15 protein-coding genes are annotated in these 12,801 nt (G+C 62.2%); 3 read left to right on the top strand and 12 right to left on the bottom strand.

What is annotated here, in order from left to right; genetic code table 11:
* Nucleotides 1-87: 87 nt before the first annotated feature.
* Nucleotides 88-165, bottom strand: coding sequence for a pyrroloquinoline quinone precursor peptide PqqA (pqqA, locus tag GSQ90_RS33000; protein ID WP_158818211.1), 78 nt, complete (start codon nucleotides 163-165; stop codon nucleotides 88-90).
* 351 nt (nucleotides 166-516) lie between these two features.
* On the opposite strand from pqqA, the gene GSQ90_RS27240 reads away from it, so the two are divergent.
* On the top strand, nucleotides 517-1,269 hold the full coding sequence (locus GSQ90_RS27240) for a FadR/GntR family transcriptional regulator (protein ID WP_158818083.1): 753 nt from the start codon (nucleotides 517-519) through the stop codon (nucleotides 1,267-1,269).
* Here the strand turns inward: GSQ90_RS27240 and GSQ90_RS27235 are convergent.
* The 8 genes from GSQ90_RS27235 to GSQ90_RS27200 all read right to left on the bottom strand — a co-directional run bounded on the left by GSQ90_RS27235 (nucleotide 1,266) and on the right by GSQ90_RS27200 (nucleotide 9,034).
* Nucleotides 1,266-2,222, bottom strand: coding sequence for an amidohydrolase family protein (locus GSQ90_RS27235; RefSeq protein ID WP_158818082.1), 957 nt, complete (start codon nucleotides 2,220-2,222; stop codon nucleotides 1,266-1,268). The two genes, GSQ90_RS27240 and GSQ90_RS27235, sit on opposite strands and share 4 nt — an antisense overlap.
* Nucleotides 2,223-2,258: 36 nt before the next feature.
* Complete coding sequence (locus tag GSQ90_RS27230; protein WP_158818081.1) at nucleotides 2,259-2,900, bottom strand: NIPSNAP family protein; 642 nt, start codon at nucleotides 2,898-2,900, stop codon at nucleotides 2,259-2,261.
* A gap of 102 nt (nucleotides 2,901-3,002) precedes the next feature.
* A complete protein-coding gene (locus GSQ90_RS27225) occupies nucleotides 3,003-3,926 on the bottom strand; it encodes an NAD(P)-dependent oxidoreductase (protein ID WP_158818080.1) in 924 nt (307 codons plus the stop codon).
* A 177-nt stretch (nucleotides 3,927-4,103) separates the two neighbouring features.
* Nucleotides 4,104-4,910: an SDR family NAD(P)-dependent oxidoreductase gene (locus GSQ90_RS27220; RefSeq protein WP_158818079.1), complete on the bottom strand. Its 807-nt coding sequence runs from the start codon at nucleotides 4,908-4,910 to the stop codon at nucleotides 4,104-4,106.
* A 28-nt stretch (nucleotides 4,911-4,938) separates the two neighbouring features.
* Nucleotides 4,939-6,531: an L-lactate permease gene (locus GSQ90_RS27215; RefSeq protein ID WP_158818078.1), complete on the bottom strand. Its 1,593-nt coding sequence runs from the start codon at nucleotides 6,529-6,531 to the stop codon at nucleotides 4,939-4,941.
* Nucleotides 6,532-6,661: 130 nt separating this feature from the next.
* On the bottom strand, nucleotides 6,662-6,979 hold the full coding sequence (locus tag GSQ90_RS27210) for an NIPSNAP family protein (protein ID WP_158818077.1): 318 nt from the start codon (nucleotides 6,977-6,979) through the stop codon (nucleotides 6,662-6,664).
* An 85-nt stretch (nucleotides 6,980-7,064) separates the two neighbouring features.
* Nucleotides 7,065-7,676 (bottom strand): c-type cytochrome, encoded by a 612-nt coding sequence (locus tag GSQ90_RS27205; protein WP_158818076.1) that lies wholly within the window; start codon nucleotides 7,674-7,676, stop codon nucleotides 7,065-7,067.
* 80 nt (nucleotides 7,677-7,756) lie between these two features.
* A complete protein-coding gene (locus GSQ90_RS27200) occupies nucleotides 7,757-9,034 on the bottom strand; it encodes a sorbosone dehydrogenase family protein (protein WP_158818075.1) in 1,278 nt (425 codons plus the stop codon).
* Nucleotides 9,035-9,347: 313 nt separating this feature from the next.
* Here GSQ90_RS27200 and GSQ90_RS27195 point away from each other — a divergent pair, with 313 nt between their 5' ends.
* Together GSQ90_RS27195 and GSQ90_RS27190 are read left to right on the top strand one after the other, a co-directional pair.
* On the top strand, nucleotides 9,348-9,671 hold the full coding sequence (locus tag GSQ90_RS27195) for a PadR family transcriptional regulator (protein ID WP_158818074.1): 324 nt from the start codon (nucleotides 9,348-9,350) through the stop codon (nucleotides 9,669-9,671).
* A gap of 4 nt (nucleotides 9,672-9,675) precedes the next feature.
* Nucleotides 9,676-10,077: a hypothetical protein gene (locus GSQ90_RS27190; RefSeq protein ID WP_158818073.1), complete on the top strand. Its 402-nt coding sequence runs from the start codon at nucleotides 9,676-9,678 to the stop codon at nucleotides 10,075-10,077.
* A gap of 155 nt (nucleotides 10,078-10,232) precedes the next feature.
* On the opposite strand, the gene GSQ90_RS27185 is transcribed toward GSQ90_RS27190, so the two are convergent.
* From GSQ90_RS27185 to GSQ90_RS27175, 3 genes are all read right to left on the bottom strand, one after another.
* The gene (locus GSQ90_RS27185) at nucleotides 10,233-10,706 is read right to left on the bottom strand and encodes a VOC family protein (RefSeq protein WP_158818072.1); all 474 of its coding nucleotides are present in this window, start codon (nucleotides 10,704-10,706) and stop codon (nucleotides 10,233-10,235) included.
* 255 nt (nucleotides 10,707-10,961) lie between these two features.
* Nucleotides 10,962-12,254, bottom strand: coding sequence for a TRAP transporter large permease (locus GSQ90_RS27180; protein WP_371418460.1), 1,293 nt, complete (start codon nucleotides 12,252-12,254; stop codon nucleotides 10,962-10,964).
* A 17-nt stretch (nucleotides 12,255-12,271) separates the two neighbouring features.
* A complete protein-coding gene (locus GSQ90_RS27175; RefSeq protein ID WP_246731802.1) occupies nucleotides 12,272-12,766 on the bottom strand; it encodes a TRAP transporter small permease in 495 nt (164 codons plus the stop codon).
* Nucleotides 12,767-12,801 lie beyond the last annotated feature (35 nt).

Genomic DNA, 12,801 nt, shown 5'->3' with positions numbered 1-12,801 from the left:
TCTGAGCCCAATCTACGGCGCGGACGGGCGAACGCTCTTCGCCCATTGGAGAAGCGCCATTCGCCGCGTCCGCGCGAAAATGGCGGGTTAGATCTTGGCGGATTGATAACTCGTCACCTCCATGCCGATACACACTTCAACAACGGTCGGTGTGGTCCAGGACATATTTCTCTCCCTTGCATAAACGCCGGAATCGCCCGGCGAACGCGCTGCGCAGAGATAGCATTCACGGAGGCCGGGGACAAGAGATTTGTATGGTGACCTTATGTTATGATATACTTTCTGATGTCGTCGGCGACGCTGCGGCGGTCCCGCCCGGTCGCAAAAATGATTTGGCGGCAAACGGGGCGCCGCGGCGTCAGCGCCGTCGTACCCCGCTTGAACGCTGAACAGGGATTTGGGCTGCGACGATGGGGGGGCGCAAATGTCGTTGAAAACTAGGCGATTGGCCCTTGTAATAAGACGGGTCCGTGCAATACCGGTCAGCGAAGCTCTTTGGATGGACGGTGCGCCCTTGTGAAGAAGGCTAGAAATATTTCCCTCACGCTCGGACCCGCGCTCAACCGAACGCAGGAATTGGCCCAACGGCTGTCCGCCGAGATCAGGAGCGGACGTTTGCTCCCCGGGTCGCGTCTTCCGACCGAACAGGAATTGTCGGTGGCGACCGGCGTGAGCCGAACCGTCGTGCGCGAGGCCGTCGCGGCGTTGCGGGCCGACGGGCTCGTCATCACGCGGCAGGGGCTCGGCGCTTTTGTCGCCAGCGACGTGCAGCGCTGGCCGTTCCGAATCGATCCGAATGAATTGAAATCAGGCGCCGACGTCCTGCAGATTCTCGAACTGCGCATGAGCCTGGAGATCGAAGCTTCGAGCCTCTCCGCCGAGCGCCGCACGAGCGAAGATCTGGTGCAAATCAAGGCGGCCCTAGACGCGATCGAAACGGAAATTGAAAGCGGCGGCAACGCCGTCGACGCCGACTTCAAGTTCCATCTGACGATCTTTCGCTCGTCACGGAACCGCTACTTTCCGCAGTTCCTCGAGTTTCTCGGGAATTTCATCATCCCGCGTCAGGTTTTGAACGTGGAAAGGGAGAGCGAGAAACAGCGCAGCCAATATCTGCATCGCATCCAGGCCGAGCATGTCGCGATCTACGACGCGATCGCCGCGCAAAATCCAACGGCGGCGCGCAAGGCCGCGCGACGCCACTTGTCAAACTCGCTGCACCGGTATCAGGAAATCGCCGCGCGCGCCGCCGAGGCCGCGAGCCTCTAGCCTCGACCAGGAAAGCCGAAAAGTTCGGCGGGATTGTCCACCAATATGCGCTGGCGCGCCGAAGGCTCCGGCGTCCAGTCGGCGAGAAGGTCGAACAGGATCGCGTCGTCGGGCTTGTCGCCCGCCTTTTCGGTCGGATGCGGCCAGTCGCTGCCCCATAACATTCGCTCTGGCGCGGCTTGCGCGAAAGCCTTGGCGACCGGCGCAATGTCCGCGTAAGTCGGCGGTCCAAGTTTCGAATCCTGATAGGCGCTCGACAATTTCACCCAGGTGCGGCCGGCGTCCAGCAGCTTGCGGAGAACCGCATAGGCCGGATGGCGCACGCCCGCCTCCGGCGGAATGCGGCCGCGGTGATCGAACAGAAGGGGCGACGCCAGGCGCGTAAACAAATCCTCGGACTGGGCGATCTGATCGGCGGTCATGTGGATCTGCACGTGCCAATCGAGCTCGTGAACGCGTTTCGACAGCGGCTCCAGCATGTCGACGGTGGTTGTCCCCCCGCGCATCACCAGATTGAACCGGATGGCGCGCACGCCGTGAGCGTCGAGCCGCCTGAGTTCGGCGTCCGTGACGCTCGTGTCGACGACAGCGACGCCGCGCGCGACCGTTGGCCCGAACTGCGCCACGGCGTCCAGCGTACAGCTATTGTCAGTCCCGTAGGTCGAGGGCTGGACCACCACCACACGGCTGACGCCGAGGCGCTGCTGCAACAGGCGGTATTCGTCAACGCTGGCGTCCGGCGGCCGCAGCGCGGCGTTCGATGCGGCGGTAAAGCGGCTGTCATAGATATGGATATGGCTGTCGGTCGCGCCTGCCGGGGCGGTGGTCTTGGGGCGCTCGGCTCCCGCTGAATTTTGCGCGCTCTGCGCCGCCGCGGCTCCGGCGCCGCCAGAGCCGGCCGCGGCCAAGGCGGCGCTCTTGAGCAAGGTGCGTCGATCCACTTCCGCTTGCATGATTTTCTCCATCGCGTCTCTCGTCCGCAAGCAATTTCATCCGCGCCAAAAGGGAGCGGGGCGCAGGATCATGTTTTCCTGCCGCGCGAAATGCGGCACGCCCTTGACAAGAAACTGCTTGAACTGCGGATCGGCGAACAAAGCCGTGCGGCGTTTGATGCGATCGTCGAGACTGGCGTAGCCCCAGAGATGGACGACTTCGTCGACACGCCCGTCCAGGCTGCGGAAATAGCCCAGGCAATTGCCAAGATGATTGAGCTGGACGGGCAGTCCTTCCGCGGCATAGAGCTTAAAAAATGCATCGAGCACGCCCGTATGCGCTTGGTACGTGCGCATTTCGACGAAATCGGCGGCCTCGCCGACATTCTTCACCGGCATGAACGGCGCCGGTTGGAACAATCGATCCGACTCGCTTCTGATCATGCCCGCGACAGCGGCGCGAAAAGCACGCCAATCCGGATGGGCGGCAAGCCGCGCGCGTCGATCCGTCCGATCGGCGACATCGGTGTGACGCCACATCTGGATCACGCGTTGCAGAGATCCGATCTCGACGATGTAGCTGCCGGCGCAGTCTCCGAGCGCCTCGCGCTCGATCGCCCAGCCCTCGCGCGCATAGGCGTCAAGATAGGCGTTGAAGTGATGCGGTATCACGCTGATGACGCGGAACGCCGTAAGCAAGCGGAATGCCTCCCATCAAAGCGTTGTATGATGACCACATAAATGGATGCCGTTACGATGCGCCTTTGTCAAGGTCTCCGGTTCAGGGCGAGCGTCCAAACCTCATGGGCTGGAGCGCTGCGCCGCCAGCCGCCGCACGATGTCGAGCGCACGCCCGAGCAGCGTCGCCGAAGCCTCGTAGGTGCGAAAGCCCGAATGCGCGCTCAATGTGACGTTGTCGAGCTTGGCGAGCGGATGATCGGCCCGCAGCGGTTCAAGCGCGAAAACGTCCAGCCCGGCGCGTGCAATATGACCATCGTTCAAAGCATCTGCGAGCGCCTTCTCGTCCACCAGCGCCCCGCGCGCCGTGTTGATGAGGATGGCGCCGCGTTTCATCATCGCCAGGCGCGCGCCGTCAAGAAAACCCTTTGTCTCCTCGCTCAGGGCGAGATGCAGCGACACGACATCAGCGGTCTTCAGGAGATCCTCGATCGCCATCGGCGGCCCCACATCCGGCCGAGGCGTCCGGTTCCAGGCCAAAACCTCCATGCCGATTCCACGCGCAATCCGCACCATCTCCGCCCCGATGCCGCCCAGGCCGACGATCCCCAGGCGTTTGCCCTTGAGCTGCACGCCCTCGCGCGGGCGCCATGCGCCGCTGCGAATGTTGCGGTCCATGCGGGCAAGGTCGCGCGCGCAGGCGAACATCAGCGCCACGGCGTGCTCCGCCACCGCGGTGTCGCCATAACCCTTGATCGCATGCACTGTGACTCCCTGCCGACGCAGAGCCTCGACATCCATGTAGCTCTGCGGCCCTGTGCCGAGAAACACGATGTGGCGCAAATCCCCGCAACGCGCCACGATTTCGCTCGGCATATAGGAATGGTCGTCGATGCAGATGTCGCAGCCGTGAAGCAAGCGCGGCAGATCGTCACTCGCAAACGGCGTCGAATTCACATGAATCGGCGGATCGTCGGCGCGCGCGACCGCGTCGAACACCGGCCGCAACTGATCGTTGCAATCGAGGAAGACGATACGGGCGCTCATGCGGGCGCTCGCATATCGGCGAACCTTTGTTCGCAAGCCTTGGAATGGCGGCCGCCGCGATCGAGCGACGTGAGCGGGTGGGACAAATCCGGCGGTTCCATCATGGTTGCTTGGTCCGATCGGGTTCTGAATGGCGCCGCGCTACGCGCGGCTCGCGCGATTGTCGCGTCCCCACTGTCACCTCGTCAATTGCGTGAGGCCCGTGGGCGGCCCGTCAATGGCGGTCCAGCCCCCATCGACGAATAGCGTGCTGCCGCTGACATAGCTTGCCGCATCCGAGGCGAGGAAGGCGACTGCGCTGGCGACTTCGTCGGACGAACTCCAGCGGTTGAACACCGTATGCGCGGCGTAGAGCTTATGGATGTCAGGTCGCTGCTTGAAGGGTTCGGTCAGCGCGGTCTCGGCGATGCTGGGCGCAATGGCGTTGACGCGTACGCCAAAGCTCCCGACCTCGGAGGCGAAGCCTTTCACCAGCAGGCCGATCGCCGCCTTGGTGCAGCCGTAGACGGCGAGCCCTGGCTCAATGGTGACGGCCCGCACCGAAGAGCAGGCGATCAGGCTGCCGCCTCGCTGATCAACCATGATGCGCCCGAAAGCGCGGAAGAAATGCACCGTGCCCTTGATGTTGAGGTTGATGACCCGGTCGAGATCGTCCTCGGTATAGTTAAGGATGGTTTTGCGAATGTTCAGTCCCGGCGTCGTGACCGCGATGTCGATGCGCGGGAACTTCGCTTTGACCGACTCGGCGAGCGCGGCCACATCGACGGCGCTTGCGGCGTCGCATGCGGCCGCGTCGGCCTTGCCGCCGCTCTCGCGGATGCCGGCGGCGGTCGCCTGGCAGCGGTCGCGGTCGCGATCGGCGCATGTGACATGCGCGCCGAGCCCCGCCAAGGCCTCCGCCGAAGACTTGCCTATGCCGGAAGCCGCGCCCAACACGACGGCCGTCTTGCCGGTGAGATCGAAAAGCTTGCGATAATCGGTCACGTTGGAACGCCCTTCTTGCCTGGCAGGTTCATGGAATCATCCAGCCCAATATGGGCGTGGATTGCAGATAGACGAACAGGCAAAATCCTGCGAGCAGCGCCACGGCCCAGCCGAATACGCTGCGAAAAATCTCGCCTTCGCGCCCGATCACTCCCACGGCCGCCGCGCCGATGGCGAGGCTCTGCGGCGAAAGCATCTTTCCCAACACGCCGCCCGTCGTGTTGGTGGCGGCCAGAAGAACAGGCGAGATGCCTGTGGCTTTTGCCGCTTCCACCTGGAGATGTCCAAATAGCGCATTCGTGGAAGCGTCCGAACCGGTCACCACAACGCCGATCCAGCCTATCACGGGCGAGATCAACGCATAAGCTGGGCCGGCGCCCGCGAGGAATCGTCCAAGCGTTGTCGTCTGTCCCGACCAATTCATGATGTAAGCGATCGCGAGGATCATGAAAATCGTGGGCAGCGCCCAGCGCACCTGCGCCAAAGCAGCGCCAAAGGCGCGCAACGCCATTGCGGGCCGGACACGCAGCGCGATCATGGTCAAGACGCCGCAGAACAGCAAAAGAGTCCCCGACACCGGAAGATAGTTGACGGTGAACATCGTATTGACGGCAGTGCCGTCGGCCCGAGTCAGAGCCAAACCCGGCCATGGAAACTTATAGACGCCGTAGTTGAGGAGACGCGCAATAGGCGGTATCTGCGACAATGAGAAAACGATGACGATGAAGATGTAAGGCGCGTAGGCGAGCAGCATGTTTTGACGGCTCGGCGCCGGTCCGGCGTTTTCATTCGGCACGGTCAACACGTTGCTCGGCCGCCAAACGCGCGTCAGCGCGATAAGCGCGCCTGCCGAAACTAGCGAGGCCACGACGTCCGTAATCTGCACCGCAAAGAAATTCGAGACGACATATTGCGTGACCGCAAAGAATAGGCCAGCGGCCAGTGCCGCCGGCCACGTCATCCGCAAGCCGCGCGCGCCATCGACGATGAACACCAGGATGAAGGGCAAGATCGCCGCGATGAAAGGGCATTGACGTCCGACCATGGCGCCAAGGACGTTGTAGGGCAGATCGGTCTGGCCGTTGAGCACGGTAATCGGCGTGGCGAGGGCGCCAAAGGCGACGGGCGCGGTATCGGCGACCAGCGCCATGACCGCGGCCTTGACGGGACTAAAGCCAATTGCGACCAGCATGGCGCTGCAGATCGCAATCGGCACGCCTGACCCCGCCACGGCCTCGATCAGGGCGCCAAAGCAGAAGGCGATGATAATGGCCTGAATCCGCAGATCGTCGCTGATGTGGCTGAAGCTTTCCCTCAGGATCGCGAAATGGCCCGTCTTGACCGTGATATGGTATATCCACATCGCATTGATGAGAATCCAACCGATGGTCATCATGGAAAAGGCGACGCCATAGCCGCCGCTGTTCAACGCAACGCCAAAAGGCATTGAATAGACCAGGGTCGCGACCGCCAGGCACACAACCAGCGACACCAGCGCCGATAGCTGCGGCGAACGTTTGAACACGCCGAGCATAACGAACATCAGCGTCAGCGGAATCGCGGCGAAGATCGAGGTCCATCCAAGCGAAACGGCGACAGGATCGTAGACCTGCTGATACACGTGAACCTCCCCCACCCTCTTTTCTTATGATTGCGGATGCGGCCGAGCGCGTCAGGTTCGCGCGGCGGCGTCATTGGCTGGGCGACCCGCGACCGCTTCGGGTCGCACGCATGGCTCCGCCGTCCCTGCGTCAGAGCGGCGAGAACGCTGTCGCTTTGATGATCTTGTTCTCTTGATGCTGAACGTTGCCAGCTTCAGCGCTCTTCTTGCGATAGGACGCCCAGTCGGGGTCGGCTTCGAGAGCGCCGCGCCGCCGCTCGCGATCGGCCTGGCTCTCGAAGCGCCAGAAGAACACGACCTGATTCAAAGCCCCGACATCGGTCGTGAAAATCCCCATCGGCTCGCCCAAATGCCGGACGTGGATCGGCAGGCCTTCCGCTTCATAAAGCTTCAGCCAGGCGTTGAGGCGGCCGGGAACCATCGTATAGGTGCGCAAATCGACGATCATCGCGTTCTCCCTCTGCATGTTTCGAGGTCGGCATGCCGGCGCTCGCCGCTCGGCCTGACGGGGCGAGCGCCAGTCTGCGCGGCGCTCACTTTCCTGGCTGCCGCGACATGAAATGAGCGACCGCCTTGATGTCGTCTTCGTTCAAGGAATAAGCGATCTCCGGCATGATGACATTGCCGCGGCCCCGCCGCGCGCCATGCTGGTAATCGTGCAACGCCTTGACGATGAATTCTTCGCGCTGCCCCGCAAGGCGCGGCACCTCGCCCTGACCGGCGAATGTCTCGGTATGGCATTGGGCGCAATGGCGCTCGTTGGCGAGTTTCGCGCCGGCCTGGGTCAAGGCTGGATCGCTATCGGGGCCCGTCGGCGCGGGCGCCGGCAAGCTCAAGAAATAGGCGCCCATGTCCCGGATGTCCGAATCGGTGAGATCCTTGGCTTGCGGCGTCATCTGCTCGTTCATACGCGTCTCGCCGCGGAAATAGACCAATTGCCACTCGGTGAAGAGATCGGGAGCGCCGGCCAGATTGGGCACGCCATCAATCTGCGAGACGCCTGCCGGCCCATGACAGCCCGAGCAGATTTCAAGCTTGTCCTTGAGCGCTATGTCGGCCCCTGGCTTCGCGTCCTCGGCGCGTGACGCCGCGCCAACCGCCAGAGCCGCGCCCAAGGCGCAAAGGGAGATCACAAATCTCGACATGTCGAAACATCCGAAGCGTTGCGGAAAAAAACGCCCCGCCCTTGGCAAGCCGAAGGGCGAGGCGCGCTTTTGATCAGGTGTTATTTGCCGGTGTAGGATATCTGATAGATGGCGCTGGCCTGATCGTCCGCGATCAGCAGCGAGCCGTCAGGCGCAAGGATGACGTCGGTCGGACGACCCAGCACCTTCGTGCCGTCGGTGAACCCCGAAGCGAACACTTCCTGGCTGGCGTTGGTGCCGTCCGGATTAACCGTCACGCGCTCGATCCGGTAGCCGTTCTTCTGGTGCCGGTTCCACGAGCCATGTTCGGCGATGAAAATATTGCCAGAATATTCGGACGGGAACTGGTTGCCCGTATAGAACTTCATACCGAGCGGCGCGACATGCGGCCCAAGCTTGACGATCGGCGGGTTGAACTCGGCGCACGAATGCCCTTTGCCGTAGACAGGATCAAGAATGTCGCCCTGGTGGCAATAGGGATAGCCGAAATCCTCTCCCGTCTTCGATACGAGATTCAGCTTGTCGCTTGGAATATCGTCGCCAAGCCAGTCGCGCGCATTTTCAGAGAACCACAGATTGCCTGTGCGCGGATCGATGGCGCCGCCAACGCTGTTGCGCACGCCGATCGCCCAGAGTTCGGCGTTTCCATTTTCGGCATTGATCCGGCGCACTTGCGCCGTGCCGCTCGGCGGCAAGCATTCGTTGCACGGCGGTCCGACCGGGATGTACAATTCGCCGCTTTGACCGACGGTTATATATTTCCAGCCGTGCGGCGTGTAAGGCGGGAAATCGTCATAGACGACTTTGCCCGGCCCGAGATTGTCGAGGTGATCTTCCGGGTTCTCCCAGGCATAGACCTTGTCGATGTCGACGACGTAGAGCGTATGGTTGGTGAACGCCACGCCCGTGGCCATGCGCAGGCCTTTGATGACCGACTTAACCGTGCGCTTGCCGCCCTGTTCGGTGACGGCGCTTACCGTGCCTGCGTCCCAGGTGCCGACAAATAGCGTACCCTTCTCGCCCCAGGCCATCTGCCGCGCCTGCGGCACGCTCGATGCCCATACGCTGATCTTGAACCCCGGCGGAAGCTTGATGGCGGCAAGGTTCTTCTCGAGGTCGGCGGCGGGCGTTGGCAGCGGCTGACCGGGAACCGGCACCAGGCCGCGCTGCGCTTCGGTCTCGTCGCCTCTCCACCAATCATCGGGCGGATGCAACCAGAAATCCTTCGTCGTCGCATTATAATGCCCAAGCGGTTTGTCCTGGGCCTTGACGGTCGTTGCGCTCGTCAACGCGGCAAGGCTCAACACCCCCGCGCCAACCAGCGCCAAGCTGATCATTCTGCTCAGTTTTGCTACCATCTGACGTCCCTCCCAACACAGCCGAGATTCCACGACCTCGTTCGCGCACGCCGCCGCCCGGGGCACAGCTCCTTGGCGTTCGACAGATATGGATGCGCTAACCAGCTTATAGTATTGTCACACAACTTTGTCTAGGCCATCCGCCCATAAACTCGGTGGCGTTCAGCTCCGAAGTCCATGTCCGCTTTGGTCACAACGCGACCGAGGTCTTGCGGCGGCGCAATATGTCGCGATGGCCCACAGGCGATATTATGGGGCTCATGGTGAAGGCGCGTCGTATTGACTATATCCGTCACGGATATATGATGGCCGCATGAGCAAGTCGGAACCGCCGCTGCCGCTGACACCCGCCGTCTTCCACATCCTGCTCGCCTTGTTCGGCAAGGAGCGCCACGGCTACGACATCATGCAGCAGGTCAGGGCGGATTCGAGAGATACAGTGAAAATGGGTCCGGGAACGCTGTACGGCTCGCTCGACCGCGTGATCGAGGCGGGCCTAGTCGCCAGGGGCGACACCCAAGACTCACGCCGCATCTATTACAGGCTCACCGCGCTTGGCCAAACCGCGTTGCGCGCGGAAACAGAGCGGCTGTCGCGCGTGGCCCTCGTCGCGCGCCGCCAGCTTGGGAGCGCGTGACGCCATGACTCGGCCGACGCAGCAGAAGGAGTCCCGGTCGTTTCGCCTCTACGCGCGACTGCTGGAACTCTATCCGCCGGCGTTCCTGCAACGGCATCGCGCGGAAATGCTGCAAAACTTCGCCGACCTCGAAGACGCGGCGGCGTCGAAGGCGGCCCTGTGGATGCTGATAGGAAAGGACCTGACGATGAGCCTTATTTCGCACTTTTTAGGGTCGCGGCTTGGCAGATACGTGATCGGCGTCTTTGTCGCGTGGATAGCGCTCTTCGCGATCGGATATTTCCTCCACGGCCCCACGCCCGGCTATCCGGTTTTGCATGTTTTTGGAGGCTTCTTGCTCGGCATGCTGTCCATGTACATCGCGACGCGTCTCCACGGGACGCCGCAAAACAGCCCGCATGCTTAGAATGTTAGATGCGAACTTCCGGCCGCGGGCGTGAGGGCGTGCGCTGATAAAACTGGGCGTCTGCTCTTCCCCAAGCGTGTTCCCTGGAGCATGGGAAAGATCGCATGGATTGACGCCGAGGATCGGCAAATCCTTGATGGGTCGACATTGGAGTGTCAGCCGCGCCGCGCCGCCTTGATCGCAGCGACGTCGATCTTCTTCATGCCCATCATCGCATCAAACGCGCGCTTGGCTTCACCGCCGCCAATCGCCATCGCCTCCATCAGCACGCGCGGCGTGATTTGCCAGGAGACGCCCCACTTGTCCTTGCACCAGCCGCAGGCGCTCTCTTGACCGCCATTGCCGACGATAGCGTTCCAATAGCGGTCGGTCTCATCCTGATCGTCGGTGGCGATCTGGAACGAGAAGGCTTCGTTATGTTTGATCGCGGGACCGCCGTTGAGGCCGAGACAAGCGACGCCCGCAACCGTGAATTCGACCATCAGCACGTCGCCCTGCTTGCCGGATGGGTACTCGCCGGGCGCACGGAAGACGGCCCCCACGGCGCTGTCGGGAAAGGTCTCGGCATAGAAGCGGGCGGCAGCCTCGGCGTCCTTGTCGTACCAGAGGCAAATCGTGTTCTTCGCCATTGCGTGTCCTTTCGTTTTGAAGTCAAATTGTGGCCTTATATCCTCATCCGCTGTCTTCTGAGTTGGGTCGCCCAAGCGCATTTCTCAAAAGCGAGCGTGACGTCATCAGTTTAGGGTGTCGGTTTTATCCCGCAAGCGGACCTCCCTGAACATCTAGATGAGTCCACGCTCTAGCGCGACATTGCGGCGAGATGACGCCGTACGGCCGCCGCTTATTGTTCTCGCGGCCAAAGATGAAGCAGAGCGACGCCGGCCTCAGCCGGTCATCCGTTGCGGCAGCCAAGTGGCGAGCGCCGGAAACGCGACGAGGATGACGAGGCGGATGAGGTCCGTCACGACGAAGGGCAGCACGCCAACGAAGATCGTGGACATGCTCACGTCTTTGATCACGCTTTTGATCACGAAGACGTTCATTCCCATCGGCGGATGGATCAGTCCCAGTTCGACCGTCATCACGATCACGACGCCGAACCAAACCGGGTCGAACCCGAGCGCCGTCACCACGGGGAATACGATCGGCACGGTGAGAATGATCATCGCCATGGCGTCCATCAGGCAGCCAAGGACGAGATACATCAGCAGGATCAGCGCCAACACGCCATAGGATCCGATTCCCAGGCCTGTCAGAAACTGGGTGACGTGCTGCGGCGTCTGGGTGATGGTGAGGAAATAGCCAAAGCACAAGGCGCCGATCAATACGGTGAAGACGGCGGCCGCCGTTCGCGTCGCCTGCAAGAGCGCCTGCAGGATTCCCGCGCCCGACAATTTGCCGCGCGCCACGCCGATCGCGAAGGCGCCGACCGCGCCGACCGCGCCGGCTTCCGTCGGAATGAACAGGCCGCCATAGAGGCCGCCGATCACGAACAGGAACAGCAGCGCCGGCGACCAGACGTCGCCGATGGCTTTGGCGCGCTCGGTCCACGAACTGCGCGGGCCGGCCGGCAAGAAGCCGGGCCTGACATGGCCGATGATGGCGATGGTGATCATGTGCATCGCGATCGCCAACAGGCCGGGAAGGATGCCGGCGATGAAAAGTTGGCCAATGTCCTGCTGGGTGATGATGCCGTAAACCGCAAGCACCGTCGATGGGGGCAGCATCGCGCCGAGCGTGCCGCCGACCGCGATCACGCCGGTGGCGAAGGACTGCGGATAATTGAATCGACGCATCTCGGGATAGGCGACGGCGGAAAATGTCGCGGCGGTCGCAACCGACGAACCAGAGATCGCGGCAAAGCCGCCGCAGGCCGCAATCGTCGCAATGCCCAGGCCGCCGCGCCAGTGCCCCACGAACGTGTTGGCGGCGCGGAACAGCTCACGGCTGATGTCCGAGACCGACACAAACGCGCCCATCAGCAGGAACATCGGAATGACGCCAAACGTATAGTCGGTGACCGTACGCATGGTTGTCTGGCCGACCAGCTTCATGGCGGGCGCAAAGCCGGTGAGATAGCCAAATCCCGTAATGCCGACCAGTCCCATCGCCATGCCGACGGGCACGCGGAGCAGCATCAAGGCGAAAAGACACACAAAGCCGACGACTGCGACCATTTCGCTGCTCACAGCCGCTACTCCGTCGTCTTGATCTTGGCGTCGTGAATCTCTTCCGGATGAAATATCAGCCGGTAGGTTCGGATTGCGATCAGGAACACCGCCGCAGCGTCGCCGACCCAGGCGATCGCAAAAAACGGCCAGTTGGGAAGGCGCAGATCATAGGTCAGGATATTGTCGCGATAGGTGGCGAGCACCTTGTCGAATAATGTGGCGGTCTGCACCGTGACCACGAACAGCAACACCGATGTCGCGAACACATCGATCCACCGCTGATATCGGGGCGGCGCGCTGGCCCATACCAGATCGACGGTGATGTGCGATCCGCGATAGCTGGTCGCGGCGATGCCCCAGAAAATAAGAATGCCGAGCAATAGCCGCCCGAAATCGTAATAATCGGGAATCGTCACTGCGAAAAACTTCCGCATGACGATGGCGGCGAACGTGTTCAGCGCGACAATGCCGACGAACGCCGCCGCGATCATCTCGATCAGGTCGATGAGGCGGTCCATGACATTTTTCCTGGGCGCCGCGGGCGGCGGCCCCA

This window comes from Methylocapsa sp. S129 (assembly GCF_009765995.1).
In the GTDB taxonomy this organism is placed as follows: Bacteria; Pseudomonadota; Alphaproteobacteria; order Rhizobiales; family Beijerinckiaceae; genus Roseiarcus.
Note: the sequence above shows the minus strand (reverse complement) of the source record. Positions and strands in the feature narration are given on the sequence as shown.

What these genes read in the sequence shown, in the direction of transcription:
- GSQ90_RS27200 (WP_158818075.1), bottom strand. Translation starts at nt 9,034, where the DNA reads ATGGTAGCAAAACTGAGCAGAATGATCAGCTTGGCGCTGGTTGGCGCG.
- GSQ90_RS27225 (WP_158818080.1), bottom strand. Translation starts at nt 3,926, where the DNA reads ATGAGCGCCCGTATCGTCTTCCTCGATTGCAACGATCAGTTGCGGCCG.
- GSQ90_RS27190 (WP_158818073.1), top strand. Translation starts at nt 9,676, where the DNA reads ATGACTCGGCCGACGCAGCAGAAGGAGTCCCGGTCGTTTCGCCTCTAC.
- GSQ90_RS27205 (WP_158818076.1), bottom strand. Translation starts at nt 7,676, where the DNA reads ATGTCGAGATTTGTGATCTCCCTTTGCGCCTTGGGCGCGGCTCTGGCG.
- GSQ90_RS27175 (WP_246731802.1), bottom strand. Translation starts at nt 12,766, where the DNA reads ATGGACCGCCTCATCGACCTGATCGAGATGATCGCGGCGGCGTTCGTC.
- pqqA (WP_158818211.1), bottom strand. Translation starts at nt 165, where the DNA reads ATGTCCTGGACCACACCGACCGTTGTTGAAGTGTGTATCGGCATGGAG.
- GSQ90_RS27195 (WP_158818074.1), top strand. Translation starts at nt 9,348, where the DNA reads ATGAGCAAGTCGGAACCGCCGCTGCCGCTGACACCCGCCGTCTTCCAC.
- GSQ90_RS27185 (WP_158818072.1), bottom strand. Translation starts at nt 10,706, where the DNA reads ATGGCGAAGAACACGATTTGCCTCTGGTACGACAAGGACGCCGAGGCT.
- GSQ90_RS27235 (WP_158818082.1), bottom strand. Translation starts at nt 2,222, where the DNA reads ATGCAAGCGGAAGTGGATCGACGCACCTTGCTCAAGAGCGCCGCCTTG.
- GSQ90_RS27210 (WP_158818077.1), bottom strand. Translation starts at nt 6,979, where the DNA reads ATGATCGTCGATTTGCGCACCTATACGATGGTTCCCGGCCGCCTCAAC.
- GSQ90_RS27180 (WP_371418460.1), bottom strand. Translation starts at nt 12,254, where the DNA reads ATGGTCGCAGTCGTCGGCTTTGTGTGTCTTTTCGCCTTGATGCTGCTC.